The following is a 26,402-nucleotide window of genomic DNA, read 5'->3' on the forward strand; positions in this document are numbered from 1 at the left end:
GGAAAAACGACTCCAAGGTTGGATCAGGGGGGCGCAAAATAGTTGTTAGAACGACTTTTCCCCATTCTAACGACCGAATCGACCGTTGACGAGATCCAGCAGACAGAAGCGTTCAACTACCACGCAACGCCGGCACAATGTCCCCTTTCAAGGCCGAACGAACCGCCAGGCTGCTGCTGACGATCCCCACCACCAGGATCATGCTGAGCATGCCCCCCAGCGAAGCGAACGGAATCGACGCATTGCCAAACACCATATGCGGCACGACCGTGATTAAGGCCGAGATTACCCCGGTCGCCAGTCCGCCCAGGAGCAGAACCATCGTCTCACGCATCACCAGCGAGTAGAGCCGACCATTGGCAAAGCCGGCTGCTCGCAGCAGGGCCAACTCCGACCGACGTTCGAGAATGGTTCGCAGTTGTACCGCTGCCAGGCCAAACGTACCCAGCAGCAGACCGAGCGCGCCCAAGCTTTGAAACGTCGACAGGTAGGTGTTCTGCACAGCCAGCAAACCCGTCAGGATCTTCTCGGCCGAGGTGATATCGAACCCTTGGTCCGCCAGGCGGGTTTCCAGGACGCTTCGAACAGCCTCTTCTTTTCCTTCCGGCGTGCGAACCAGGAACATCTCGTAGCCGCTCACATCGGGGTAACGATCCAGGAAGTTCGCCTCGCTGATCAGCAGATTCCCTTGAAAGACACAGTTCGATAAGAGGCCTGCGACAATATATTTCGTTTCGCGGCCGTCGTCGTCGGTGGTGGTGAACTCTTCCCCGATGCCCCCATACAAATGCAGGGCATACATGGCCGTGTTATTGTCGAGCGCTACGGGAATCGGCTCATTGATGCCGTCCGCCTTCTTGTTCAGTGCTTCCCATTTCGACTCGCCACTGGTCGCTGCCGAGGCTACCCACTCGAAATGGGTGACGTCCGATTGAGCGTAATACTTCATCATGCTCGGCGTCACGCCCAGCACGCGAGGGCTGTTCGATTGATACAGGTTCAAGCAGCTGGCATCGTCTCCTGGTTGTACCCGCAGTGAAAGAATTGTCGTCGACGCAAGCTGTTGGTCTTCCTCTTCCGTGAAGCCGGTTTCGAGTCGGCCTTCTTCGGTGTTGAGATCGCGATACAGCGGCTGCGAGCTTTCGGCGATCAGGTTCATGCCTCCAGAGCCAGACTCGGTGGGTGACAAGCGAAACGCCCCGATCGCCACGATCAAAAACGCCGCCGACGCGATCAAGCCGATCGTCAGCGTGCTGCGTCCCGGGTTACGCGCCGCATTGCTCAGAGCCAGTTGCCCCAAGGTGAACGTCCCTTCATGGCCTGAACCAACCCCACGACGCAGCGCGTGCCACAGCAGCAGCAAACACGCGGTTAACACCAGGGCACCCGAACCAAAGAATGCCCCGGCCTGGGCTTCGCCGCCCAGGCCAGCGGCCAGAAACGACAGCCCGACCGCTCCCACGGCACAAGCGATGCCCGCAAACAGGGCCCAGCGGCTGCGTTTGCCGAAAGTGGTTTGCGTATCGGTCGTGCTCCCTTGGAGTAAGCCGCGCACGGAAAGCTTCTTCAGCCCTCGCATACCGAAGACAATCGTCAGCAAACATACGAGCGAACCACTCACCAGGCCGATCACCAGACTGCTCGGGTTATCCAGATGCAGTGTCAGAAACGGTGTAACGACCGCTCCCAGCCACCACGTTCGCAGTCCTACCAGCATCAGCCACGCATAGCCGATGCCGATGATCACGCCAGCGATACTTCCCACCACTGCAATCAGGCCCGCCTCGCGGATCAGCAGGCCTTGGGTCACCTTACGGCTAAGCCCCACGGCTTGCAGCAGACCGATCTGCTGGCTTCGCTGTTCCAACCCCAGGCGAAACAGCAGCGACACCAGCATCAACGCCGAGCCGATGATGAACATCGAGAAGCCCATGAACAGCACGTTGAATGGAGTCGTGCCGGCCGCAGCCATCAAGGCGTCCTTTCTCACAGTCAAAAGGCGAAAGCCAAGCTCACTGCGGTGCGGTGCCAGGGCCTCTTCGGTCTTCGTTTGCAGCGTATGTTCGTCGGTGTACTTCGTGCCAGAGAAGCGGAGCGAAGTCACTTTGCCGAAGCGGCTCCCCCATAGCGTTTGCCCCATTCCAAGCGAGATAAACGCTTTGGGGGTGGTGCGGTAGTTGTCCCAATATTCTTCGTCGTCCCCATCGACGCGGGTATTGTCATACGGAAACGGTGGGTCCCAGTCGTTGATCGAATCCTGGTCGGTAATCCCTTTGACAACCGGCGTGTAGTCGGGATCGTTCGCGGTGGTGGGTGCCTTATCGAATTCGGGAGGGCGACTTCGCCGGAACGGTTCTACCGGTTCGGTCAGCGGCGTGATGGCGGCCAGGCGGAACGTGCGGCCGGTCTCTTTGGCCACGCCATGCGAGCTTTCAGGCTCGAAGAACTTCAGGTAGATCGTGTCGCCGACGTTGATCTGCGACTGCGCTTTCGCCTCTTCATTGCTCAGCTCGGGGTTGTCCTTCTTCAGCTTCGCCGCGCGGGCCAGGTTCAAGTGATCGACCGTCCACGAGTTCAGGACGATCTCGTCGTTGCCGATCTTTTCAATCGGTTTCCCGTCGAGATCAACCAGCGGGTAATCAAGCCCCGCAGGCTGCAGCGCCGTGACGGTCGAATAGGGGATCGAGGTCTTGTCCTCACCCTGCGGCACTTCCCCCACACCGATCGAAGTGGCCAGGTACGTGAACGTCGGGTGGGCGTCCCCTGCGAAGGCCTTTTCAACGGCTTCGGCGGCAGCATTGCCGAAGATCATCCGGCTGCTGGTCAGCTGCCAATAGTCGTAGATCGTTTGGTCTTGGAACTTCTGCTCGACCTTGGTGAGCTCGAAGTTGTAGTCGGCCAGCGTTAGAAACAGCTTGCTCAGATCGAGTGTCTGCCCATCGGGGTGACTCACCATAACGGCATTGACGCGGTCGTCTTGTTCGAGCGCCTCTTGCAGGGCGGCCTTGGAAGCGTAGGCATTGAGCGGCAACTGCTGCGTGGGATGCATCCCGAAACGCCCAAGCCCTTCGGCCGGGATCACCGCTTTCACGGTCAGCCGTGGCAGGCTTTGCGTCTCGGCGGTCTTACGACCCAGGGGGCTATCGGCCGGCACGTCGTTCCCGCCTGGCAGTCGTAGCGTGACGAGGTCTCCCTGCTTCACCCCCAGTTCATCGGCCAGGGGCTGATTGAGGATGATCTCTTCGTCGCTGATGGCGGTTGGTGTCCAGCCGGGGACATCCCCCAGCTTCCAGAACGCTTCGTCAATGCCCAGCACGGCCAGGTTACCGGCGACCTTGGTGGGGTCGTCCGGTTTCTCGCCGACCGTTTGCAACGTCCCTTGCATAAGGACGATCGGAACGGCCGTGGTATTCTCGTTCTGCTTTTCAATTTGCTCGGCGACGCTGGGCCGGAAGAAACGATCGGCCAGCAAAATCTCTTGAATGGAGCCTAAGCGAGACAGTGCCAGGTCGCGCAGGCTTCCTCGCACCGAGTCACCGATGATCAGTGCCCCGGTCAGAACGGCTGTCGCGGCGGCGACACCCAGCAGCACGGCCAGGTTGGTTTGCCAGAACTGTTGAGCACTTCGCAGGATCAAACGCCAACGATTCATGATGTTGCCTCCTTGACGTTACGAGTGCGCCGCCGGTTGTTGACCTTGCAGTTGGCCGTCGTCCAGTTGGTATTTTTGCTGGAAGATGGCGGCCAGTTCCTGGCTGTGCGTCACCACGATCAAGATCGAGCGTTCTTCCTTTTGTAGCTCCAGCAGTAAGTTGCCGATTGCCTCGGCGTTGGTCTTATCGAGGTTGCCGGTCGGCTCGTCGGCCAGCAGCAGCTTGGGCTGATGGATCAAGCTGCGGGCCACGGCGACGCGTTGCCGTTCGCCGCCGGAAAGCTCGGCCGAGCGGTGTTCGATCCGCTGCGAAAGACCGACCCTCTCGATGAGCATCTTGGCTCGTTCGATCTGCTGGGGCGTTGACTTGCCGGCCGCCAGCGTGGGGACCAGGACGTTCTCCAGCACGGTCAGTTGCGGCAGCAGGTGATGGTCTTGGAAGATAAAGCCGATGTTCTCGCTACGAAACTTGGCCAACTGCACTTCGCTAAGGGTGAAGGGGTTCTGACCGTCGAGCGTGATGCTGCCGGAGGTGGGCTCTTCGAGCGTGCCGATGCAGTAGAGCAGGGTGCTTTTGCCGCAGCCGCTGGGCCCCAGGATCGCCGCGCTTTCACCCTGGGAAAGCGAAAGAGAAACGTCCCGCAGGACTTTCAAAGACTCGGCCCGGGTGGGGTAATCTTTGGCCAACTGCTTGATTTCCAGGTCTGCCATGATGGTTCATTCCAGGGTGAAGTCGTTGGGGACATGAAGCAGGGCGAGGCTGCCCAGTCCGTAGAACGTATATTCCACGTCGGCCACCTCGTCCCAGGCCGCCCCGAAGAAGCCGCCGCTCTCTTGTTCGAGGGCGCGGACATATTTCAAGGTGTCGTCTTGTTCAATCTCGTGTAGCGCGTCCAGGTCGGTCAGCGTCAGCATGCCGGTGAACGTGCTCAGCACATCAGCGATGGGAATCCGCGTGTTCGCGCGCAGCCCACCTTCATCGTTTTGCATCTCGACCAGAAAGTCGAGGGTGCCTTCGATAATCTCTTCGGTCAGGCTATCGAGAATCCGCAGCGCGCCGATCGCCGCCGCGGTCGGATTGGTGCCGGCTCGCTTGCTGGCCCGGATCTCGCGAAAGCCTCCTTCTTCCGACTCTTGCGAGAGAAGAAACGTGACCATCGCTTCGGGCTGCGGGATCGGTTGTTCGATCAGTTGCAGGCACAACAGCACCAGGAACGTGTGATACGTACTGCTGGCCATCCCTTCGGGGCCTTTGGCATAGCCGCCGTCTTGACGCCGTAAGGTGTTCAGCGTATCGGCGACACTTCGCCGCCAGTCGCGCGAGGCATCGGCGAAGATATCAATGCCTGCCGCCGTTTCCAGCAGCTTCGCACCGTAGATCAGCGAAAGAAAATCGACGACCCCTTCGTTGCCGGATAGCCTGGTTTGCAGGAACGTCGCGGCCTTCTCGGCAACCTCTCCGTGAAGCTCTCCCAGGATCGCCAGGCTACGCAGGCCGAAGCTGGTGTAATAAAGGTCGCTGGCCCCTTCACGGCCGGCAAAGCCACCATCTGGCTGCTGCTTGGCCAGCAGAAACTGGGTGTGCCGCGCGCGAGTCGCTTCGTCGAGCTCGCCAATCCCGGCTGCCAGACGAAGCGTAAGTTGTTCGTGGTAGGAAAGCATGAAGGGCAGGGTGTTAAGTGGTGGCCGTCGGGTCGACGAAGGGTTGGAGTTTCTCTTTGAACCAGTCGGGGATCTCCATGCTCTTGGGAGCATGGCCAGGGCGAACCTGGCAGCAGACGGCGGTCATGGTCCCTTCGGCCAGGGTCAGTTCGTCGCGCTGGAAATGGAACCGGTAGGTCACGCTTCGCGAGCCAATCCGGGCAATGATCAGCGACACGTCCAGTACGTCCTCGAACTTGGCCGGGCCGCGGTAGTCGCAATCGACCGATACCCGGGGCCAGCTCATCGACGTGTCTTCCAGTTGGTGATGAACGCTGAGCCCCAGCGAACGCAGGAACTCGTGCTCGGCCTGCTCCATATAAATCAGGAAGGCCGAAAAGTGCACGATGCCGGCGGCATCCGTATCTCGGAATTCGACGCGGCGGGTCGTTTGAAAGGTTTGCGACATGGTGTTCTCCTGGTCCCATTGTTGGCACTTATGGCCGGTAATCAATACGAGGCAACCAGAGGGACTACCAATTGCGTGGTGAGATCCAGCGGATAGCGCATGAAAAAAGCCCGCTCTCTTTTCCGAGAGCAGGCTTCTTCGTGTCTGGGGGCGGAAAGTTCCGGGGGGAACTAGTCCTTGACGTAAGCCAACAGGGCCATGAAGCGGGCACGTTTGATGGCCTGCGTAACGGCGTGCTGGCTGACGGCGGTGCAGCCGCTCTTGCGACGACCGACAATACGACCATGACGGTTGGTCAGCTTCTTGAGCAGTTCCACGTCCTTGTAATCCACGAACATTGGACGCGGACGCTTGCCATCGACGAAGATCGGATCCTTTTTGGATACTCGAGCTTTGGTCTTGGCACGCTTACGGGCTTTGGTCTTATTGGCTGGTCTCATAATTCTCTTTCGGGCGTCTGATATGCCGCACTGTCTTTCTAGGACGCAGTGACGCGGCAACGTTCGATATGACTTAGGTTTAGGAACTTGGAAGCTCCCTAACCTCGGATTTCTTTCGAGTGGAAACTCAAGATTTTATAGCTGCCGGGGCGAAGTCGCAACCCCCAATGCCAGAATCACGTTGTCTTGGGTGGTACGACGACGCCAATGGAAGATGAAGTCCCTTGCTAACGTCTGCTTCCATCCCCATGACGACGTCGACGTTCCCGCCAAAACTCTTTATTGGCAACAACTTACATTAACGATCGCTGTTACTCGACGGCTTCTGCGGTTACGGCCATCACGACCGGGGCGGTGGCGTCGTCTCCCTTGACCAGGTCGATCGTTTTGACCGGCTTGGACTGGCTGGGACTAACGGCCAGGTAGCGGACCTGGCGGCCATTCAGGTCGAACGCGAACTTCGATTCCGGTACGTCCACCCGTCGAATGTAGTCCGCAATATGGACGCCATTCTTCAGTTCGTGGTCTTCGGTTGCGCCGTCCTGGTAGTGGAAGCGGACGATCATCGAGGTTGTCTTCTGGTCGCTATAAGGATAGGCCCAGCCAGCGACACCACCCAGGATGTGTACCGATTTGAGTGGCATGTTGCACGGCAGCGAGACCGACTTCGGCATCTTGGGAGGCAGATAGCCGCCGGGGCCGTACAGCATCACGACGTTCGGCTGGGAGGTTCCCTGCGGATCGATCAGTTGGAATGGCACCCCTTCAAAGTTCTTGGGCTGCCAGTCGCTGAAGACCAGCGTTTCGACCGGGGCGTTCTTCGAGATGAACATCCCCTGGGTGCTGACCGCCGTGGCGATTTTTTCCAGCGGCAGCGGAACGAACTTGCCTCGCTGGGTCAGGAAGGCCAGCAGGTCTTCAAATTCCTTCGGCTTGATCTGCTTCTCGAAACCAACCGGCATGAGCGACTGGGGAGTCCCCATCAGTTGGTCGATGTCTTCCCGCAGAATCGATTGCTGCTTTCCTTCGGCGTCGACCAGTTCGATAGCCGTCCGGCTTTCCGAGGCCAACAGACCACTCAGCACGCGTCCGTCTATGGTGGCGACCATGTAGGTGCGGTAGTTCGACTCGACGCTACGGTTCGGATCGAGGATCTCGGTCAACAGTTGCGACTTCGGATGCACGGCCATGCCGGTCAGGTCAGGACCGATCTTCGAGCCTTCGCCACTGTGCACGTGGCACTTCGAGCATTCTCGCTTGAAGACCAGCTTACCGGCAGCCGCGTCCCCCTGGGCTTCGGTGGTCGCCCACAGTTCCTTGATCACCTTTTGGCGGTCGGCATTGGGCAGGGCACCACCGCGGGCAAACATCTCTTCGGCCTTCGCACGCAGCTTCTTATCGGGATGCTGCGAAAGGGCCTGACGCTGGTCGAGGGCCAGTTCGTTCAGTTGGATCGCACCTTTGTCCATCGAAGCCAACAGGTCGGCCGTCCAGGCTGGGCGACCAAGCATCAAGGTGATTGCTTCCTTGCGGCCAGTTGGCGTCAGGCTGGGTAGCGTTTCCAGAACGAACTTGCCCAGGTCGTCGTTTTCGCTGGCCTTCAGGCTGCTAAGCAGAGCCGTGGTGACATCGGCCGAGGTTTGCGGGCCGATGGTGGCCAGTAGCTCGGCTTCCACCGGCGGATCCATCTTCACGTTCAGTTCGACGATCTCACGAGCCAATCGCTGCGCGTCTTTCGCGCTGAGGTCGCCGGATTCGATTTGATCCAGAGCGTTCTCGACCAACTCTTCCAATTGAGCAGCCAGCTTGGTGCTGCCCCAGTTCACGGCCATCGAAATCAGCTGGCCACGCGAGGAAGCAGGCAGCTTCTCGATCAGCCCGGCCAGCGACTCATCGACCGCTTCGGTGATCTGCGGCTTCTTGTCTTGTGGCCAACCTTTGGTCAGGCCGGTGACAATCGCCTCGGCGACTTGTGGCTGGGCACTTTCGATGGCTGGCAGCAGGTCAGCGATCGTATCGACCGGACCGCCACGCGAGTAATGTTCGGTGACAATCGCCACCAGGTTCATCGTCTTGTTGTCGATCTTATCGCTCTTGGCAACCGCTTTCAGGAAGCTGCCTCCCTGATTCGCGGCGGCCGAGGTCGCTGCATCGGGGATCCAGCGGTCGTTGGCGTTTTCAGGTTGGGTGATCATCGCCAAGATATCGATCGCCGCGGCGTCGCTGGCTGGCAGGTCGGCCAGGGCCAACAGTGTCATCAGGCGAACTTGCGGATCGGCATCGTTCAATACTCCACTTTCCAGGATCGCGGCGGTGCTTTCAGGGATGCGTGGCAACACTTGCACGGCGTTGCGGCGAACCCCAGGAGCCGGATGCTTCAGCGCGGCATAGGCGGCCTGGGTCGCGGTGCCGTTGGCATTTTCCAGAACGCCCAGTCCTTGCAAGGTCCACAGGGCATGAATCGCTCCGGCATTCAGGCCGATGCGATCGACCGAGTCGTCCTGCAGTAGGTTGATCAAAGCGGGGACAACATCGGTTTCGCCCCTTTCGACCAGGATTTGCTGAGCATGACGACGCCATAGCAAATTGTCGCTCTTCAGGGTCGCAACGATCTTCTCGGGGGCGGCCTTCTCCAGGTTCACGTGCCAATCCTTGTCGGCCTTGGCACCTTCGCCGGTGTAAACGATGCGGTAGATGCGACCGTGGCGTTTGTCACGCAGGTCGGTCTCGTAGGCGGCACCTTTGCCGGTTTTGAAGCCGTGCGGTGTCGGGTTGTGTTGGATGATGTAGTTGTACCAGTCCAGAACCCAGACGTTGCCATCGGGGCCGACTTCGGCCTGGATGGGGGCCGACCATTCATCGTCGGAGGCCACCAGGTTGAACGGGCTGGTCGAGTGGAAGTTGCTGCCGTCGCGCGAGATTACGAACGCACCAGTGAGGTGCCCCGTCGGACCGTTGACGAAAGCGACGCGGTTCCAGAACGCTTCGGGGTAGTTGCGAGCCGTGTAGAGCGAGTGTCCGGCACCGGCCGTGTAACCGCCGTGATGATCGACCTGACGAACTTTGTCGGTAACTGGTTGGAACTTGTGCGAGTCGGCCATCGAGTCCAAGACCAGGCGTGCCGTCCAGCCGCGAACCTGTTCGTAGTAGCGGTTCGGGATGGGCATGTAGACACTAGGGCAGTGGTTGGCGGTCGAGCCGAAGATGATCCCTTCTTCGCTGATGCCCAGCCCCCACGTGTTGTTGTTGGTCGAACGAATGAACTCGAGCTTGCTGCCATCGGGCTTGAAGCGGAAGAAGCCGTTGCGGAAGCCAGGCTGTTCAACGCCGTTCACCACCACGTGCGAATCGTTGTAGCCTTGCATCCCCCAGATCCAGTTGTCGTGGCCGTACTGGAAGTTGCTTACACCACCGTGGGTGTCTTTCATGTTCCAGCCGCTGAACATCACTTTTTTCACATCGGCTACGTCGTCGCCGTTGGTGTCTTTCAGCCACAAGGTTTGCTCGCCGTTCTGCACGATGACGCCGCCGTTATGGAAGGCGATCGAGGTCGGAATGCTCAGCCCTTCGGCGAAGGTGGTGACCTTATCGGCTTTCAGGTCGCCGTCGGTGTCTTCGCATACCACCACGCGGTCGCGGCCGGGCCCCTTGGCGTGCAACTCGTTCGGGTAGTCGAGCGTCATGCACATCCAGAGTCGCCCGCGAGCGTCCCAGGTCATCGCAATCGGCTTACCACCTTCAAAAATCTCTTCCGAGGCGAAGAGCTTCGCTTCAAAACCTTCCGGCAGGACCCAGTGCTTTTTCGATTCTTCGGCCGGCAGTGGCTTCTGCATCAGGTTGAGGTTCTCGGCCTGCGTGCCCCAGGTCTTGCTGGCGGTGTAGTTGGGGATCTTGGCACCCACATCGATATAGTCGAACGGCTTCACATCGGTATTGGGCTTCTGAGCCTTGGGGACGTTCATGGGCTTATCGAACGCGGTGATCAGGCCCTTCTGCTGCGGTGGGAAGTTGGGGACCACGCTTGGATCTTGTCCGATGGCCCAGCGCACGCCACGTTCGACCAGGTTGGCAAAGCCGGGGTTGGTCCACGTGCGGGCATCGTGTCCCCAAGCGGTGTAGAAGACGCGTCCTTTGCCTTGTTCGCGAACCCAGGTCCATGGTTCTCGCTCGCTATCGTTCACGCGGTAGGTCAGCACGGTACGATTCTTTTCGTTGTGCTTGGTATGCACGTAGGTTTCGTCCCAGCTTTCAAAGCCCTGAAACCCTTGCATGATCGGGTGCGACGTTTCAGTGATTTGAGTGCGGAAGGTGCCGGTGCCGTGGCTCTTGAACTGGGCACCCACCAGCGCGATGTACTTCGGCGAGTTCAAAAAACAGTACGAAGCACAGTGCAGCGGAATGAGTCCGTGCCCCGCTTCGACGTAGTCGATGATCGCCTTTTCGCTGGCTGGGTCGATCTGTTCGATGTTGGCGTAAATCATCAGCCCGTCGAACTGGGCCAGTGTTTCCGGATTGATATTCGCCAGCGAATCGGTGTACTTCAGATCGATGCCGCGGGCTTCCAAAGCGGGCTGTAATTCAACGAACCGTTTGGCGGGCTCGTGGTGTCCGTTGTCACCCAAAAATAGCACCGAAATGCGTTCTTTTTGAGTTTGCGGCTCGGCGGCGGCAAGTTGGCTCAGGCCCAACATCAGAATGAGCAAGCTGGCGGCGAGTGATGCGAAACGATAGCTGCGAGTGTCGCGTTGCATGGCACGAGGGTGGGCTGAAGGAATACGTTTTTGAGATAAGCTGAGAGCCGGAAATGCGACCCCGTAAATAGGGATAAGCCGAGGTAAAAAATTAGTTTTCCGACTTATTTCAATATAGTGGCGTTTCGCCAGACGTCTTCCTAAATAAGTCCCGGGGATTGTAGGTATTTTGCAAGGATTTAGCGTAATGGAGCGAATGACTCCCTATTCAAGCTCTGCGCGATCGTTCATACTTGCCGATTCGGTTCGAGATTTATTTTGCGGCGAAGGAAACCCCTTCGCTTTCCTACAACCTGAACAACGAGAATCATGACTGAACGAACCGCTGATCGACCTGAGATGTCGATCCAGTCAACTGCTTTGCCTTGCGCTGTTTTTTCCACTAGCGAAGCCCTCTCTCGCCACGTCGCTGAAATCGTCGCCGCGATTATTCGCGAACGACAAGCTCAAAAAGCGACGGCCGTGCTCGGACTTCCAACCGGTTCCACGCCCATGGGCGTCTACAGAGAACTGGTTCGCATGCACCGGGATGAAGGATTGGATTTTTCCAATGTCATTACCTTCAACCTGGACGAATACTACGGCCTGAAGCCAGACCAGCTGCAAAGTTACCACCGAACGATGCACGAGGTTTTCTTTCAGCATGTGAATATTCCGTCGGAGAATATTCACATCCCAGACGGAACGATCCCGCTGGATGAAGTTGATGCGTATTGCGACGACTACGAAAGTAAGATTCGCGCCGCCGGTGGAATCGATCTGATGCTTTTGGGCATTGGCTCCAACGGACACATCGGCTTTAACGAGCCGTTCAGCATCCGCAATAGCCGAACGCGTATCTGCACGCTCGATCCGATTACCCGCCGCAGTGCCGCGTCGGACTTCTTTCATGAAGAGAACGTCCCACACCAGGCAATCACGATGGGCATCGGGACGATCCTCGAAGCTCGCAAGATTCTGCTCTTGGCCCTCGGTCAAGGCAAATCGACGATCATTCGCGAAACGTTGCAAGGGCCGATCACCAACCGCGTGCCGGCGACCATCTTGCAGGAACATCGCGACACGTCGGTCTTCATCGATTCCGCGGCTGCCAGCAAACTGACGGCCGTGGCCGAGCCATGGACTGAAGGGGAAGTCGAGTGGGATCAGACGATGATCAAGCGGGCCATGTTGTGGCTTTGCGAAAAGACCGGCAAGGCCCTGCTGAAACTGGCCGACGATGACTTCCGTCAGCACAATCTGCACCAGCTGCTGCGTCATCACGGCCCCGCGCCGAGCCTGGCTCACCGCGTGTTCCGCTGGATGATGGATACCATCGAGTATCACCCGGCCGGCAAGGAAAAGAAGAAGGCCATCTGCTTCAGTCCTCACCCGGACGACGACGTGATCAGCATGGGCGGTACGCTCATTCGCCTGGTCGACGACGGTCACGAAGCTCACGTTGCCTACATGACCAGCGGGAATATCGCGGTATTTGACCACGATGCTCAGCGTTTCGCAGACTTTGTTACGCAGTATAACCGGCTGTTTGGTATCGAAGAGACCAAGTCGGCCGAGGTCGAAAAGCAGGTCGCCGAGTCACTTAAGGCCAAGCCGCCTGGCGAGCCTGACATTGATACAGTACTCACCATCAAAGGTCTGATTCGCCGTAGCGAAGCGATCGCCGGGGCGTTGAAAGCCGGTTGCCAGGAAGAGCATCTGCACTTCCTCGACTTGCCGTTCTACCGCACCGGTAAGGTCGCCAAGAACCCGCTGGGTGACGAAGACGTGAAGATCGTAAAGGATCTGATCCTCAAGGTTCAGCCCGATCAGGTTTACATCGCCGGCGATCTTTCCGATCCGCACGGAACGCACCGTGTGTGCGCGATGGCGATCTTCAACGCTCTGTTGGAAATCGAAGCCGAAACCGGCAGCCGTCCTGAAGCATTGCTGTACCGTGGTGCCTGGCAAGAGTATCCGCTGCACGAGATCGAGATTTGCGTGCCGCTTTCGCCGAACGACATGTTCAAGAAGCGTCAGGCGATCTTCATGCACGAGAGCCAGAAGGATAGTGCGTTGTTCCCGGGGACCGACCCGCGAGAGTTCTGGGAACGAGCCGAAGACCGCAACACCGGCACCGCAGACTCTTACAACAAGATCGGCTTGCCCGAGTACTTCGCGATGGAAGCGTTCGTTCGCTGGAACGGGCAACCGCTATAACCATCGGTCGGTAAGATCGAACAAAAATCCATAGGCTGCTCGGGGAGAATCGCCCCTGGCAGCCTTTTCTTTTTTACACGCCCAAATCGGGGAACGTGCGTTCGATTTCACTGGCGGAATAGTTGTAGCTTGCTACCGTTTGTTGACCGAAGAAGAAGATCGCACTCAGGCAGGCCAACAAAATCATGGCCATCATGACTGCGTACTCGACGGCCGTGGGCCCATCTTCACTACGCAAAAAATTGAGAATCTTGGGGAGCATGGAACCGTTCCTTGAGAAAGGACCGACGAAAAGTAGGAAACGTGAAAGTCCATGCCTACGAGAGGGGGAGTTCCGCTGGCCGGCGATTCACGGCAATGAGTCAACTGAACCCTACGTCACGATCGGTAGTTGGCAAGAAAATCGTTCGACCTTGCGCGTTATGGGAGTTGACATCTGTACAGCATCAGGCTAGTCTTCTAGTAAGACATCGCCTTTCCACGCCGGAAGGGGGAGCCCCGCGACGGATCAGGATCCCAGGACATGGCAAGTTCGCAATCAGCCACCGATTCCCTCACTAAGCGTCAAAAAGACGTCTTCTTCTTCATCCGCGAGAAAATCCAGAATCGCGGATACGGTCCTACCGTGCGAGAAATCGGCGAAGAATTCGAGATTAGCTCGCCCAACGGCGTCGTGTGCCACCTAAAGGCCCTCGAACGCAAAGGGCTTATCTCGCGTGAAAAGAACATGTCGCGAGCCATCCAGCTCAAAGCCGAGGTCGAGGAAGAATCGGGGCTGCCATACGTCGGGCGTATCGCTGCCGGCGTTTTGCACGAGGCGATCGGCCAGGACGAACGAGTAGATTTCGGCTCGATGTTCAGCCACCGAGATCACTTCGTCCTGGAAGTCACCGGCGACTCGATGATCGAGGCCCACATCGACGACGGGGACTACGTCGTCGTCAAACAGCAGTCGACAGCCCGTTCCGGCGAGATCGTGGTGGCCGAGACCGACGAAGGGGAAGCGACCCTCAAATACTGGTTCCCCGAAAAGAACCGCATCCGCCTGCAACCCGCCAACAGCAGCATGCCGCCCATCTACGTCAAAAACGCCAAGGTCCGAGGCGTCGTGATTGGTGTCGTGCGAAAGTTCTAGGACAATGTGTCCCCGCGAAAGCGAGCGGCAACAAGCGAATTCTTGTCCCCTCTCCTCTGAGGGGAGAGGGTTAGGGTGAGGGGCTTTGCCAGCAGTCCCTACAAGTTTCACTTCTTCGCCGCGATGCGTTTTTTAATCGCCTTGACGGCATCCATTCGCTCGTCCTCGAAAGGTTCCGGCAGATCCTCGGCCTGTTCGAGCAGCTCAAGCGAAGTCTTGTCACCCACCCCGCGCAGGGCATCAAAGACTGACGCCCGTTCAACCGTCTCGAGCTCTTGATCGAATTGCCTGTGCAGGTAATCACGCACGCGTTTTTCGGTGGCCTTCGAAATCTTCGGGGCACCTTTGATGCACAGTAGAAGGTTGAATGCCTCGGCAAGTTGTAGCGTTGGGCGTTCGATCTGCTTCGCGCATTGGGGAGGAGTCGCTTCCGCGATCTGACACACGGCCGCGACGCTTTCCTTCGTTTGGATCGAAGACAGGAAGCTTACGCAATAATCAAAGTAGTCCAGGCATGTCTTCGCGTCGGTGCCCAGCTTGCCCAGCGCTGCTGGACCTCCGTGGATGTATCGGCAAGCGACCTCACACCAGCGTCCCCAGGGAATGACATGATCGCCTGCCTCCAGTTCGTCGTCGGGCCAGGCATACTCGGCCCGCAGCGCTTGCAGGAAGGTAGCGTCACTCTTGGATCGGGCAAGGGCGATCTTGACCAGATCCGAGACCTCGAGCGTGTGAGACTCGTAAAGATTTCGGATCTTCTTTTGCTGAGCAGGGGTAAGAGACATCGCGCGAATTCTCTGCGAGATGAGTGATGCGGGCCCACGGCACGCGGGCCCTTCCCGCGCTAGGCCGTCTTTTCGTTGGCCGTGGCTTGGTTCAGCTTATTGTAAAGTGTCTTCAGGCTGATTCCCAACTCTTCTGCGGCCAGCGGTTTGCTGCCTTCGTGGCGATCGAGTGCCTCGTGAATGGCCTGCATTTCGAGTTCACGCAGCGACAGCGGACCACTCACTGCCCGCAGTTCCGGTCGCTCGCCGCTGGTGGGCGGCGTTTGTTCGCTGAAGCGACGCGGCAGGTGCTGCGGCTGGATCGGTAGCTCTTCGCACAGAATCGTGGCATGCTCGACCACGTTGGCCAACTCGCGGACATTGCCTGGCCACGAGTGTGACTTGAGTGCATGAATCGTTTCCGTGGCGAAGACGGTATGCGTCATCGGAATGGTTGGCCAGAACCGGCGGCTGATGTGCTCGGCCAGCAGTGGAATGTCTTCGGTTCGTTCGCGCAGCGGCGGCAGCTGAATCTCGAAGGTGTTGATGCGGAACATCAAGTCTTCGCGGAACTCGCCATCCTGCACCATGTCTTCGATGTGGCGGTGGGTCGCGCTGATAATGCGGACGTCGACCTTGATCGAAACGTTTTCGCCCACGCGGCGGATTTCGCCGGTTTCCAGTACCCGCAATAGCTTCGCCTGGAGGGCCTTGGGAAGCTCGCCGATTTCGTCGAGGAACAGCGAGCCACCATGAGCGACTTCAAACAGACCGATGCGTGTTTCTTCCGCTCCGGTGAACGCCCCTTTGCGGTGGCCGAACAGTTCGCTTTCGATCAGGTTCTCAGGCAGCGCACCGCAGTTCACCGCGACAAACGGCTGGGAGTGACGCAGGCTCTGATCGTGAATCGCCTTGGCGACCAGTTCCTTGCCGGTACCGGTCTCACCCCGAATGAGGACGGCCGAGTTCGACGGAGCGACCTTGGCGATCATCTTGTTGACGACCTCCATCGCGCTCGAATCGCCGATCAGTTTCGACTTTCCCTCAATGCGATCCAAGCGGCTGGTCAGGGCTTTGATGCGGCGATCTTGTTCGCGCTTTTTGGCCACACCTTCCAGCAGGGTCTTCAGTTCCATCAAGCGGCACGGCTTGGTCAGGTAGGCGAAAACCTTGAACTCGACCGCGGCGATGGCGCTCTCGGTCGACGACTTACCGGTCAGAATGATCGCTTCGGTGTCCGGCTTCGATTCCTTCGCCTTCTTGATCACGTCGATACCACCCTTGCCAGGCATATCGAGGTCGACCAGCAGGCAGTCGAAGTCTTCTTTTTCGAGTGCGGCAATCGCGGTAACGCCATCCGGGCAGACGGTGACCGTGTGGCCGAGACGCGGCAGTTCCATCCCCATCAGTTTCTGGAGCGACTTCTCGTCATCGGCAAATAAAATCTTCAGCGACTCAGGCTGCTTGGTGTCTTCGCTCATTTCGCTTACTTGCTTCCCTGCATGGCAGCGTAAAACTAAACTCACTTCCGAGGCCTGGCCCTTCGCTCCACGCATCGATCTGACCACCATGGTCACTCACAATGCGGTACGAAATCGATAGCCCCAGTCCTGTCCCTTGGCCGTCCCGGCGTCGGGTAAAAAAGGGTTCAAACAAGTGCCGTCGGACTTCCTCGGTCATGCCGCAGCCGTCGTCTTTGACGGTTACTTTGACCTGCCCGCGTTCTTCGCTCAACTTGACCAGCACGTGTCCGCCGGGGTCGATACTGTCCAGGGCGTTGGTAATCAGGTTGAGCACGACTTGCTTGATTTCCGGTCCGTTCACCGGCGCGAGGGCGACCTGGTCGTCCTCGAAGATCAAGTTCTTTTCACGATACTTGCCCAAGTGGCGGACCATGTCGATCACGCCTTGAACGAGATCTCGCACGTCGGTTTCGGTTTTCTCGACATCACCTAGACGCGAGAAGTCGAGCAGGCGTTCCGTGATTTCTTTGCAGCGGAAGGCCTCCTCTTCGATCATCCCTAAATAGGTTTGTATTACGGTTACGTCGCTGTCACGCAGATAGGTCGTTTCTCCGTCCGAATCCGTTTCTCCTTCGCTGATACGCTCGCGAAGGGACTCGGCACAGAAGGCGATCGAGGCCAGCGGATTGTTGATTTCGTGGGCTACGCCAGCGGCCAGAAAACCAACGCTGGCCAGCTGTTCGCTGCGGACGACCTGCTTGGTACGGTCTTGGACTTGTTCGTTGAGGTTGCTTTCGATGGCCTGAAAACGATGCGTCATCGCGTTCATCGCATCGGCCAGAATGGCCAACTCGGCGTGCCCTTCCAGTTGAATGCGATGGTCGAAGTCGCCGTTGGCCACACGTCTTGAGCCATCCATCAGGATCTTCAGTGGACTGAACAGCCAACGCCAGCAGGCATACGCGGCCGAAATGATCGCACACACGGTCAACGTGATCACGACAACCGAGGCCGTGATCCATAGTCGATATTGGCCGCGGACTTCGTCTTTGAGTTGTTGCATGTCTTCGATCAGAAACGTCGGCAGCTTCTTGGCCAGCACGTGCAGGTGATCGATCTCGCCGCTCAGTTCGTCGTTCTTGATGTCGTTCAGGTACCAGTCGGCGTCCTGATATTGTTCGTCCAACTTCTGGAGCGAACCGTGGATTTCGCCAATCGTGTTGCGTTCGTCCGAGTCGTCGCCGATGTCGCTATCGCCAGCGAAACTGCGGTTGAGCTGATCTTCGTAACGACGCAGGGCCTCTTGCACGGAAAGGAATTTGGCGCGGAACTCTTCCCGCAGCAGGGGAGGGTCGGTGGTGGAATCGTGGAAGCCGAATCGCTTGGAATTGCGGGCCTGGTTCAGCGTGTGACGCAGTTCGGTCACGGCCAACGAGAAATCAATGGCCAGGGGCAGTTCCACCGAGCGGGCACTGATGTCCCGCGCGACTTGCCGATACGAAAGACCGCCGGTGATCGTCACGATGAACAGCGCGAGCACCAACGCCAGCAGCAGACCGCTGCCAATGATCAGTTTGTGTTTGAGTGGACGTCGGTTGAGCACCGCGACCTCCTTGTCGCAGAAGCATCAGAGACCGGCCAAAAATCGGGGCCGGTTGATCCATTACGCAGCCAAGTGGTGTTTGGTGCGCGGGAGTGAGTCTAGCAAGAGATTTGCAATTTTTACAAGACCGATGTGGGGGAATTCGAGCAGGAAGTTGCGTTTGCTCGGCAAAAGAAGCCGCTAGCATAAAGCCCGGGACACAGGGCGCGCCAGACACTTTTCCTGTCCACCAGCCCTCTCCCTGCAAAGGGAGAGGGGACCGGAGTTAGCTTTAGATGACCGTCAGTGGGCCGGTCGAGTCGCCGAATTCGGGTTCTCGGATGCCCATGCGGTCCATCATTGTGACAAACAGGTTCGACATCGGCGTACGCTGTTTCACGTCGAGCTGCACGTGGCGACCGGTCTCGAAAGTGCCGCCCCCCTTACCAGCCAGGATCACCGGCAGGTTGTCGTGGTTGTGGCGGTTGCCATCGCAAAGGCCGCTGCCGTAGACGATCATCGAGTTGTCCAGCACCGAAGCACCCGATGGGTCTTTCAGCGACTTGAGCTTCTCGAGGAAGTAAGCCAACTGAGTGACGTAGAAGTGGTCGACCTTGGCGATCTTCTCCAGCGTTTCCTTCTCGTTCTTGTGATGCGACAGGCTATGATGCCCTTCGGAAACACCGATTTCGCGGAAGCTGCGGTTGCTGCCGTCGTGAGCCAGCATGAACGAAGCGACGCGGGTCGAGTCGGTCTGGAACGACAACGCGAGCAGGTCGAACATCAGCCTCATGTGGTCGGCGTACTCCTTGGGGATACCGCTCGGGGCATCCATGGCTGCTTCGGGCAGATCGCGGAACTTCTCGGCATTCTGAATCCGCTGTTCGATTTCACGAACGCCGGTCAGGTACTCGTCCAGTTTCTTCACGTCGTTGCGGCCCAGTTGCTTGGACATCGTCTTGGTTTCACCCATCACGAAGTCGAGCACCGAGCGGCGCTCGGCCATCCGCTGATCGAAGTTGCGTTGACGTTCGTCCCCATTGCCACGACCAAACAGACGCTCGAATACCAGGCGTGGGTTCGATTCGGCAGCCATGGGCGTGTTTGGGCTACGCCACGAAAGATTGAACTGGTAAGCACACGAATAGCCCGAGTCGCACGAGCCAGACTTGCGGGCACCATCGCACGACAGTTCCAACGACGGCAAGCGGGTTTCGTGACCGAGCGACTTGGCCATCTCTTGATCGATGGAGATACCGACTTCGATATCGGAACCGGCGGTCTTTTTCGGGCGGGCTCCCGTCAGGAAGGATGCGTGTGCCCGGGCATGGTCGCCGGCACCATCTTTCCCGGCAAAGCCGTGCTGGTGAGCCAAACCGCTGACGACCTGGAAGTCGCCGCGAAGACCTTCCAGCGGCTGCATGGTTGCGTTGAGTTTGTAGTCCTTGCCGGTTCCGGTGGGGAACCATTTCTCGACGTTCACCCCGTTAGGGACGTACAGGAAGGCCGATCGCAAAGGATCGCCAGCGGCAGTGGTGGCCGTTTTGGCGGCGGTGGCAGCCTGGGCGGTGCCTGGCATCAGGCTTTCCATGGCAGGTAGAGCCACAGCCAGACCGAGTCCTTTGAGGAAATGGCGGCGGGTAGGTTGCATCTTCATGGCATCAATTCCTTCGTTGCGCGGATAGCTGGCAGGATCAGTTGGCAGACGACAACAAGTCGCCGTCGCCACGACGCTTCTGGAACGGGGCGCTATCAATAAGGGTGTGAATCGTGTCACGCAGCTTCCCATCGTTGGCAAGCATTTCGTCCACGATGATGTCGATGGAGGGAGTGTCGTAGTACTCTAAACCCCGCCCCAAGGCGTAGGTGAGCAGCTTTTCAGTCAAACAGCGATAAAAATCGATCTTTCGTTCGTTGGCCAGTACCTGGGAAAGCTCTTTCACACTGGCGAACTCTTCGCCGGTGATCAGTTTGCCGGCGGTCTCGATTGGCTGGCCGTCGTCCTCTTCCTGGAACTGGCCGATGTAGGTGAACTTCTCCAGCGAGAGCCCCAGGGGGTCCATGCGGGCATGGCACGACTTGCACAGACCTTCGCTGGCGTGCAGTTGCATCTGCTCACGCATCGTCAGCTTCTGGCCACGCTGGCGAACGGCTTCCAATGCAGGCACATTTGGCGGTGCCGGTGGAGGGGGCGAACCCAGGATGTTGTCGAGGATGAACAGGCCGCGTTTGACCGGCGATGTACGCGTGGGGTTCGACGTCACTACCAGGAATGTTCCCTGGGTGAGGATCCCACCTCGTTTGCTATCCTCCGGCAGGTCGACCTTCTTCAGGCGGTTCTTGTCGAGGTCTTTGATATCTTCCAAACCGTAGAACTTAGCCAGCGGCTCGTTGAGGAAGGTGTAGTTCGCGGTCAGCAGTTCGCCTGCCGAGCGGTTTTCCTTCAGGATGTACTCGAACAGCATCTCGGTCTCTTGCCGCATCGACTGGCGAACGGTCCGGCTGAAGATCCGTTGGGCATCACCCAGGTCACGAAGTTCGAGTGCCCGGCGGGGATCGATGCTCAGCCCTTCAACGTCTTGGGCTTGCAGCCACTGACCGACGAAACGCTGGATGAATCGCTGGGACTTGGGATTGTCGAGCATGCGATCGACCTGGGCGTGCAGGTTCTCGCGTAGCTTTCCTTCGCTGGCCAGCTTGGTCAACTCGTAGTCTGGAAGCGAGCTCCACAGGAAGTACGATAGCCGCGATGCCAACGCGTATTCGTCAACGTTCACCACCTTGCCGGGATTGTTGGGTTCCGGCTGGATCTCGGCCCGGTAAAGGAACTGGGGCGAAATCAACATAGCAGCGAAGGCCTGCGAAATTCCTTGCTCGAACGAACGGTCTGGCAGCGAGCTGATCTGTTTCTGAATGGCGACCAGGCGGTCGAGCGTTTCATCCGGCACAGGGCGGCGGAAGGCTTTCGAGCTGAAGTGCTTCAAAATCTTGCGAGCGTACTCTTCACGTTCCTTCTCACCTTCCGGCGGAGGACCATCGAAGAAGACCCGCTTGTACATCGTGCTGTTCTTGTCTTGGGTCGGAACGACTTCGCGGACGATCTCTTGCGCCGCGTCGAAATATTTCTCGGTCATCAGCGGCGACATCGAAAGCACATCGCCGATCGTGTCGAAACCGTAGCCGGTGTCGTCTGGCGGGAAGTTCTCGTCGACCTTGTAGCGGTAACCGAAGAGGTCTTCGATCGTGTAGCGGTATTCGTCCCGGTTCAAGCGGCGGATCGTCACGCGGCCTGGATCCGGGTTCTTAGGATCGAGCTTGAAGATGTTCGTTTGAATCCACTTGCCTACCAGTTCGCGTTCTTCGATCGTCGGTTGATCCTGGTCGGCCGGGGGCATGGTTTGCGAACGCATGTTCTTCAGCACGGCGACCCAGGTCTTTTGAGCGGCCTCGGGATTCTCGTGCAGCGTATCGAGCACGACGCCACCTTCGTCGGCACCATGTCCGTGACACCCATAGCAGTAGTTCTCTAAGACGGGTTGAATCTTCGAGAAGTCGGCGGTGGGCTGTTTCGTCTCGGCGGCAATGCTATCGTTGACAGCAGCCGTGAGTACGAAGATCGCAATGAGGGAAAGTCGTTGCATCAGTTTTGTTTAGGCAGGGACGAAGCGATCACCGCATCAAGTCGACACGATCGGCGAACCGGTCGCTAAAAGTTACTTGCGGCGGGGAAAGTTCGTGGGGGTTGTTTCGAACACGGTCCTGCAATTGGAGGGGGTTGTGACCGCGCACAAAGGAAGGCTTCAATTAGTTATCGTAGGGAGGGATGTCTTAGAAGTAAAGATTTATTCCCCGCAGGTAGCAATTACCCCACAGGGTGGTCAGGTTAGAGGGGATAGGTTTTTCGCGGTAACCCCAGGGGGTTTTGCCTAAGTCAGTGTTTTTGTGTGGTTTTCTTGCGGAAATTAGCTGCCTCGTATGTCAGAAATAGGTGACTGTGTCTGCCATTGAATTTCGTCAACTGGAGAAGCGTTTCTCGCCGGACTCGTTGGTCCTGGCGGTCGATACGCTCGATATCCCGGCGGGGGAGTTTGTATCCCTTGTGGGGCCCTCGGGTTGTGGGAAATCGACACTGCTGCGATTGGTGGCCAATCTCGACCAGCCCACCGCCGGCCAATTGACGCTAGTCGATGGTCAGGCCAGCGAGCGGGCGTTCGTTTTCCAGGATGCAAACCTCATCCCCTGGAGGACGGCTTGGGAGAACATTCAGTTACCACTCGAGCTCCGAGGGAAGCTATCTCATGACGACCGAAACGCGATCGATACCGCGATTGCGATGGTCGGGCTGCGAGTGGAAGATTCTCGAAAATTTCCCCGAATGCTTTCCGGCGGGATGCGGATGCGGGTCTCGCTGGCCCGGGCCTTGGTCACGCAGCCCAGCATTCTGCTAATGGACGAACCGTTCGCCGCGCTGGATGACCTCTTGCGGAACCAACTCAACGAGCAACTGCTCGACCTCTGGCAGCAGCAGAAGTGGACGACCCTCTTCGTCACGCATAACGTTGCCGAGGCGGTCTTCCTGAGCCAACGCATCCTGGTCATGCATGCCCAGCCAGGTCGCATTGTGGCCGACATGGAAGTTCCCTTCGCTTACCCACGCCGCAGTCAGCTTCGCAGCGATCCGGACTTTGCCCGCTTCTGTGGCCAGGTGATGGGCAAACTGGCAGGAGTCGCCGCGTTATGAAGGAAGACCGTTTCAGCTGGAAAACAATCGTGTTGCCGCTAATGGTGTTGGTGCTGACCATTGGCCTGTGGCAGGCGATCATCGTCGTCAGCGGGCTCGAACCGTACATCCTGCCAGGCCCGCTGGATGTCGGCAAAACGATGTGGCTGCGTGGCGATGCGCTCTTTCACTATTCGCTGCGGACCGGCATGGTGGCGATCAGTGGGTTTCTGATTTCGGTCGTGCTGGGGGTGAGCGTGTCGCTGCTGTTTTCGCAGTCGTCGATCATTCGCCAAAGCGGTTACCCTTACGCGATCTTCTTTCAAACGGTACCGATCGTGGCGGTCGCTCCGCTGGTGATCGCGATCTTCGGATACGGTGTGCTGAGCGTGATTGTGGTGACGACAATGATCAGCCTGTTTCCGATCATCACCGCGACGACTACCGGCTTGATTACCGTCGACCAGGGGCTGCTTGACTTGTTTCGGGTAAACAAAGCGACCCGTTGGCAGATTCTGTGGAAGCTGCAATTTCCCGGATCGCTGCGGTACCTGCTGACCGGTATGAAAACGAGTGCCGGGCTGGCGGTTGTGGGGGCGATCGTTGGTGAGTTCTTCGCCGGGCATTCGAGTGGCCATCAAGGGCTGGGTTATTTTATTCTCGTCTCGCAAAACCAAATTAACACGACGAGCCTGTTCGCCGGGACGATATGCAGTACGCTGTTGGGTGTTGTCGTTTTTGCCACGATTTCACTGCTAGGGCGTTTGTTGCTGGGGCGGTGGGTAGGGGAAGGATCACCATGAAACGCATGCTGCTAGGTTGTCTGCTGCTGGTCGCCGTCGCTTGGATGGTTGGCTGCCAGAAAAAGGACGACACGTACCACACCGGTCCGAGAGATAACGACCCCAACGCACGCACCGATGTGAAGCTGGCATTGAATTGGTTTCCCGAGGCGGAGCATGGTGGCTTCTACGCGGCGCAGCTCAACGGTTATTTCGCCGAGGAAGGTCTCAACGTCGAGATCATCCCAGGCGGCCCTGGCTCGCCGGTGATTCAGCAGGTGGCTCGCGGCAGCGTCGAGTTCGGCGTCGCCACGGCCGATCAAATTCCACTTGGCCGAGCCCAGGGGGCGAACGTGACGGCTACGTTTGCTGCGATCGATCAAAGTCCGCGTTGCTTCCTGGTGCATGAAGAGTCAGGCATCGAATCGCTCGAGCAACTCAAAAACGTCACCCTGGCCATGAACAGCGGTCGGGCCTTCTCTGAGTACCTCAAGAAGCATGTCCCGCTGGAAAACGTACGTATCGTGCCGTACGACGGCAGCATTGCCGCGTTCCTGCGAGACAAGAACTTCGCTCAGCAAGGGTACGAATTCAGCGAGCCGTTTCTGGCCAAGCAGGAAGGAGCGAACGTTCGCGTTCTGCCCATTCGGGCGATCGGTTACAACCCATACGCCAGCTTGCTGTTCACTTCCGACAAGCTGAAAAAAGATCACCCGGAGCTGGTCGCCAAGATGACACGAGCTTGCCGCAAAGGATGGCAGGCCTATCTCCGCGAGCCGCTGGAAACGAACGAGCATCTGCAGTCCCTCAATCCCGAGCTTACCCCCGGCGTACTTGAATTCGGTGTCAAGGCGATCGTCCCGCTGACGACGGTCGAGGACGGAAGCTTCGGACAGATGCAACTCGATCGCTGGAAGACGCTTGTCGAACAGCTGGTTGAAGTCGGACTGATTGAGAAAGACGCCGTGAAACCGGAAGACTGTTTTTTCGAGGCATCATGATCGATACGCTTTCTGACGATACGTGTTGGATGTTTTTGGTTCGGCACGGAGCGACCGACTACAACCTGAAGCAGCCGACCGTGTTGCAAGGCAATGGAATCAATGGCCCGCTCGCCGCGATCGGCCAACAGCAGGCCTCGTTGACCGGCAAGTTCTTAAGCGAGTTTTCGTTCGACGGCGTGTATGCCAGCCCGATGATCAGGGCCATGGAAACGGCCGAGCGGATTGTGCCTGGCCAGACGATCGTACCAGTGCCGGAAATCGTCGAGGCGGATGTCGGGCGGTGGCTGGGACGCGATTGGGCTGACATTCAAAACGCCGATCCCCAGGCGTATCGCTTGCACCAGGAAGACCCGTCGATTCATCCGTATCCCGAAGGAGAATCGGCCAGCGATGTGGCACGGCGAACGGTGCCGACGCTCACCCGAATCATGCAGCAGAACCTAGGCAAGCGGGTTCTCGTGGTCGCGCATAACATCGTCATTCGCGTGATGGTGGCCCATCTGTATCAGATCCCGCTGAAGCAAATGCGGACGATCCGGCAAGACAACTGCTGCGTGAATCTGATTCGCTACAGCCAGGAAAAAGCGGAATTGGTAACGTGCAATTCGACGTTTCACTTGCGTGAGCTGAATCAGTAGTCGGCGTACGGATCTTCCGGGATCTGGGCGACCAGTTCCCGCAGACGCTCTTCGAGTTCGTCTTGCCCGTCGACGATCTTCGCTTCGATCGTTAGGGCCCACAGCGGCTTGTCCATGAAGCGATCGAGGCCGATCTTCACGAGGTCTTTGTGCGTGCAGACGACCGCTTCAACCTCGTTGTGCTCGGTGGTCCAGTGCTCTAAGGCGTGGATGTCTTCACGCTGGTAATCGTGGTGATCGTCGAACTCGCGGAGCTCGACCACTTCTATTCCTGCATCGGTCAGCGTGTGACGGAAGCCACTTGGGTTGCCGATGCCGCAGAAGGCCAGCACTCGTTTTCCCAAGAGCTGCTCGATCGGCTGCGACTCGCCGCTGAAGTTCAACAGGCGGCTGGGCTGGTGCCGCATCTCGACCAGCACGGCATCGTCTTCCAGCTTGGCGATCCGCTCCCAGATGGCTGCCCTTTGCTGGTCGTCGACCATGTCGCCGCGGGTCAGCACGATCACGTCGGCCCGGCCCAGGCTTTGGACCGGTTCGCGGAGGGTGCCGCGGGGGAAAAGGTAGTCGTAGCCGAAGGGCTCGGTGGCGTCGATCAGGACGATATCGAGATCGCGGGCAATCCGCCGATGTTGGAACGCATCGTCCAGCAAAAGAACCTGGGCGGCGAGTTCTTCGGTGGCTACCTGGGCGGCGGCGACCCGGTCGGGGTTTTGCAGATGGGGAACGTCCGGCAACAGCTGTTCCAGCTCTTTGGCTTCGTCGTTCTGGGCACCTTGCTCGGCACCATAGCCGCGGCTGATCAGCGTGACGCGGATGTTCTGCTCGCGAAACCAACGTGCCAACCAGGCAACCATGGGGGTTTTGCCAGTGCCGCCGAGGGTCAGGTTGCCGACGCTGATCACCGGCACGTCGACCTTTTCGCCGGGCTTGACCTTGGTGTCATACTGCCGATTACGAATGCCGATGCCAACTCCGTAGAAGAGGGAAGTCACCCACATCAGACCTCGCAGCATCGACGTGCCGATTCCCTTTTGGCGGCCGCTGACAATCGCTTTGAAATCTCGGGCAGTGAGCATCAGTTCGTTCTATGGGAGAGGTGTATTCAAAACGAAAGGGACGAAACCTGGCGGCTTGTCCCTTTCGATCGCGTTCGATTGACGAC

At 58.2% G+C, this 26,402-nt stretch carries 19 protein-coding genes; 6 read left to right on the top strand and 13 right to left on the bottom strand.

Annotation, left to right across the window (positions count from 1 at the left end; all coding sequences use genetic code 11):
* Nucleotides 1–112: 112 nt before the first annotated feature.
* The 6 genes from C5Y96_RS03640 to C5Y96_RS03665 form a co-directional block, all read right to left on the bottom strand.
* Nucleotides 113–3,652, bottom strand: coding sequence for an FtsX-like permease family protein (locus tag C5Y96_RS03640; protein WP_105350176.1), 3,540 nt, complete (start codon nt 3,650–3,652; stop codon nt 113–115).
* An 18-nt stretch (nt 3,653–3,670) separates the two neighbouring features.
* Entirely contained in the window at nt 3,671–4,363 is a 693-nt protein-coding gene (locus tag C5Y96_RS03645; protein WP_105350177.1) for an ABC transporter ATP-binding protein, read from the bottom strand.
* A gap of 6 nt (nt 4,364–4,369) precedes the next feature.
* On the bottom strand, nt 4,370–5,314 hold the full coding sequence (locus C5Y96_RS03650; protein WP_105350178.1) for a prenyltransferase/squalene oxidase repeat-containing protein: 945 nt from the start codon (nt 5,312–5,314) through the stop codon (nt 4,370–4,372).
* A 13-nt stretch (nt 5,315–5,327) separates the two neighbouring features.
* Complete coding sequence (locus C5Y96_RS03655; protein ID WP_105350179.1) at nt 5,328–5,762, bottom strand: acyl-CoA thioesterase; 435 nt, start codon at nt 5,760–5,762, stop codon at nt 5,328–5,330.
* Between the two features lie 170 nt (nt 5,763–5,932).
* Nucleotides 5,933–6,202, bottom strand: a complete 270-nt coding sequence (gene rpsR / locus C5Y96_RS27730; RefSeq protein ID WP_105350180.1) for a 30S ribosomal protein S18 — start codon at nt 6,200–6,202, stop codon at nt 5,933–5,935.
* Nucleotides 6,203–6,513: 311 nt separating this feature from the next.
* Nucleotides 6,514–10,953: a PVC-type heme-binding CxxCH protein gene (locus C5Y96_RS03665; RefSeq protein ID WP_105350181.1), complete on the bottom strand. Its 4,440-nt coding sequence runs from the start codon at nt 10,951–10,953 to the stop codon at nt 6,514–6,516.
* Nucleotides 10,954–11,262: 309 nt separating this feature from the next.
* Between C5Y96_RS03665 and nagB the strand changes: the two genes are divergently transcribed.
* A complete protein-coding gene (gene nagB / locus C5Y96_RS03670) occupies nt 11,263–13,152 on the top strand; it encodes a glucosamine-6-phosphate deaminase (RefSeq protein ID WP_199188623.1) in 1,890 nt (629 codons plus the stop codon).
* A 73-nt stretch (nt 13,153–13,225) separates the two neighbouring features.
* On the opposite strand, the gene C5Y96_RS03675 is transcribed toward nagB, so the two are convergent.
* Nucleotides 13,226–13,414, bottom strand: coding sequence for a Flp family type IVb pilin (locus tag C5Y96_RS03675; protein WP_105350182.1), 189 nt, complete (start codon nt 13,412–13,414; stop codon nt 13,226–13,228).
* Nucleotides 13,415–13,675: 261 nt separating this feature from the next.
* Between C5Y96_RS03675 and lexA the strand changes: the two genes are divergently transcribed.
* Nucleotides 13,676–14,287, top strand: a complete 612-nt coding sequence (lexA, locus tag C5Y96_RS03680; protein ID WP_105350183.1) for a transcriptional repressor LexA — start codon at nt 13,676–13,678, stop codon at nt 14,285–14,287.
* 107 nt (nt 14,288–14,394) lie between these two features.
* Here lexA and C5Y96_RS03685 read toward each other — a convergent pair whose 3' ends face one another.
* From C5Y96_RS03685 to C5Y96_RS03705, 5 genes are all read right to left on the bottom strand, one after another.
* Nucleotides 14,395–15,072, bottom strand: a complete 678-nt coding sequence (locus tag C5Y96_RS03685; RefSeq protein ID WP_105350184.1) for a hypothetical protein — start codon at nt 15,070–15,072, stop codon at nt 14,395–14,397.
* Nucleotides 15,073–15,131: 59 nt separating this feature from the next.
* Nucleotides 15,132–16,502, bottom strand: coding sequence for a sigma-54-dependent transcriptional regulator (locus C5Y96_RS03690; protein ID WP_105350905.1), 1,371 nt, complete (start codon nt 16,500–16,502; stop codon nt 15,132–15,134).
* 4 nt (nt 16,503–16,506) lie between these two features.
* On the bottom strand, nt 16,507–18,117 hold the full coding sequence (locus C5Y96_RS03695; protein ID WP_105350185.1) for a sensor histidine kinase: 1,611 nt from the start codon (nt 18,115–18,117) through the stop codon (nt 16,507–16,509).
* A 271-nt stretch (nt 18,118–18,388) separates the two neighbouring features.
* Nucleotides 18,389–19,753, bottom strand: coding sequence for a DUF1552 domain-containing protein (locus C5Y96_RS03700; RefSeq protein ID WP_105350186.1), 1,365 nt, complete (start codon nt 19,751–19,753; stop codon nt 18,389–18,391).
* Between the two features lie 37 nt (nt 19,754–19,790).
* A complete protein-coding gene (locus C5Y96_RS03705) occupies nt 19,791–21,737 on the bottom strand; it encodes a DUF1592 domain-containing protein (protein WP_105350187.1) in 1,947 nt (648 codons plus the stop codon).
* Nucleotides 21,738–22,090: 353 nt separating this feature from the next.
* Here C5Y96_RS03705 and C5Y96_RS03715 point away from each other — a divergent pair, with 353 nt between their 5' ends.
* From C5Y96_RS03715 to C5Y96_RS03730, 4 genes are read left to right on the top strand one after another with little or no spacing between them, the layout of a single operon-like run.
* Entirely contained in the window at nt 22,091–22,837 is a 747-nt protein-coding gene (locus C5Y96_RS03715) for an ABC transporter ATP-binding protein (protein WP_233198758.1), read from the top strand.
* The gene (locus C5Y96_RS03720) at nt 22,834–23,619 is read left to right on the top strand and encodes an ABC transporter permease (RefSeq protein ID WP_105350909.1); all 786 of its coding nucleotides are present in this window, start codon (nt 22,834–22,836) and stop codon (nt 23,617–23,619) included. The genes C5Y96_RS03715 and C5Y96_RS03720 overlap by 4 nt, the downstream gene beginning before the upstream one ends.
* Nucleotides 23,616–24,599: an ABC transporter substrate-binding protein gene (locus C5Y96_RS03725; RefSeq protein ID WP_158261081.1), complete on the top strand. Its 984-nt coding sequence runs from the start codon at nt 23,616–23,618 to the stop codon at nt 24,597–24,599. The genes C5Y96_RS03720 and C5Y96_RS03725 overlap by 4 nt, the downstream gene beginning before the upstream one ends.
* Nucleotides 24,596–25,240, top strand: coding sequence for a histidine phosphatase family protein (locus C5Y96_RS03730; protein ID WP_105350190.1), 645 nt, complete (start codon nt 24,596–24,598; stop codon nt 25,238–25,240). Before C5Y96_RS03725 ends, C5Y96_RS03730 begins: the two co-directional genes overlap by 4 nt.
* On the opposite strand, the gene lpxK is transcribed toward C5Y96_RS03730, so the two are convergent.
* The gene (gene lpxK, locus C5Y96_RS03735; protein ID WP_105350191.1) at nt 25,234–26,316 is read right to left on the bottom strand and encodes a tetraacyldisaccharide 4'-kinase; all 1,083 of its coding nucleotides are present in this window, start codon (nt 26,314–26,316) and stop codon (nt 25,234–25,236) included. The genes C5Y96_RS03730 and lpxK overlap by 7 nt on opposite strands.
* Between the last annotated feature and the right edge of the window lie 86 nt (nt 26,317–26,402).

The sequence above is a fragment of the Blastopirellula marina genome, assembly GCF_002967715.1.
In the GTDB taxonomy this organism is placed as follows: Bacteria; Planctomycetota; Planctomycetia; order Pirellulales; family Pirellulaceae; genus Bremerella; species Bremerella marina_B.

Excerpts from the sequence above, each read along its gene's own strand:
- C5Y96_RS03640 (WP_105350176.1), bottom strand. The coding sequence starts at position 3,652 with ATGAATCGTTGGCGTTTGATCCTGCGAAGTGCTCAACAGTTCTGGCAA.
- C5Y96_RS03645 (WP_105350177.1), bottom strand. The coding sequence starts at position 4,363 with ATGGCAGACCTGGAAATCAAGCAGTTGGCCAAAGATTACCCCACCCGG.
- C5Y96_RS03650 (WP_105350178.1), bottom strand. The coding sequence starts at position 5,314 with ATGCTTTCCTACCACGAACAACTTACGCTTCGTCTGGCAGCCGGGATT.
- C5Y96_RS03655 (WP_105350179.1), bottom strand. The coding sequence starts at position 5,762 with ATGTCGCAAACCTTTCAAACGACCCGCCGCGTCGAATTCCGAGATACG.
- rpsR (WP_105350180.1), bottom strand. The coding sequence starts at position 6,202 with ATGAGACCAGCCAATAAGACCAAAGCCCGTAAGCGTGCCAAGACCAAA.
- C5Y96_RS03665 (WP_105350181.1), bottom strand. The coding sequence starts at position 10,953 with ATGCAACGCGACACTCGCAGCTATCGTTTCGCATCACTCGCCGCCAGC.
- nagB (WP_199188623.1), top strand. The coding sequence starts at position 11,263 with ATGACTGAACGAACCGCTGATCGACCTGAGATGTCGATCCAGTCAACT.
- C5Y96_RS03675 (WP_105350182.1), bottom strand. The coding sequence starts at position 13,414 with ATGCTCCCCAAGATTCTCAATTTTTTGCGTAGTGAAGATGGGCCCACG.
- lexA (WP_105350183.1), top strand. The coding sequence starts at position 13,676 with ATGGCAAGTTCGCAATCAGCCACCGATTCCCTCACTAAGCGTCAAAAA.
- C5Y96_RS03685 (WP_105350184.1), bottom strand. The coding sequence starts at position 15,072 with ATGTCTCTTACCCCTGCTCAGCAAAAGAAGATCCGAAATCTTTACGAG.
- C5Y96_RS03700 (WP_105350186.1), bottom strand. The coding sequence starts at position 19,753 with ATGAAGATGCAACCTACCCGCCGCCATTTCCTCAAAGGACTCGGTCTG.
- C5Y96_RS03705 (WP_105350187.1), bottom strand. The coding sequence starts at position 21,737 with ATGCAACGACTTTCCCTCATTGCGATCTTCGTACTCACGGCTGCTGTC.
- C5Y96_RS03720 (WP_105350909.1), top strand. The coding sequence starts at position 22,834 with ATGAAGGAAGACCGTTTCAGCTGGAAAACAATCGTGTTGCCGCTAATG.
- C5Y96_RS03725 (WP_158261081.1), top strand. The coding sequence starts at position 23,616 with ATGAAACGCATGCTGCTAGGTTGTCTGCTGCTGGTCGCCGTCGCTTGG.
- C5Y96_RS03730 (WP_105350190.1), top strand. The coding sequence starts at position 24,596 with ATGATCGATACGCTTTCTGACGATACGTGTTGGATGTTTTTGGTTCGG.
- lpxK (WP_105350191.1), bottom strand. The coding sequence starts at position 26,316 with ATGCTCACTGCCCGAGATTTCAAAGCGATTGTCAGCGGCCGCCAAAAG.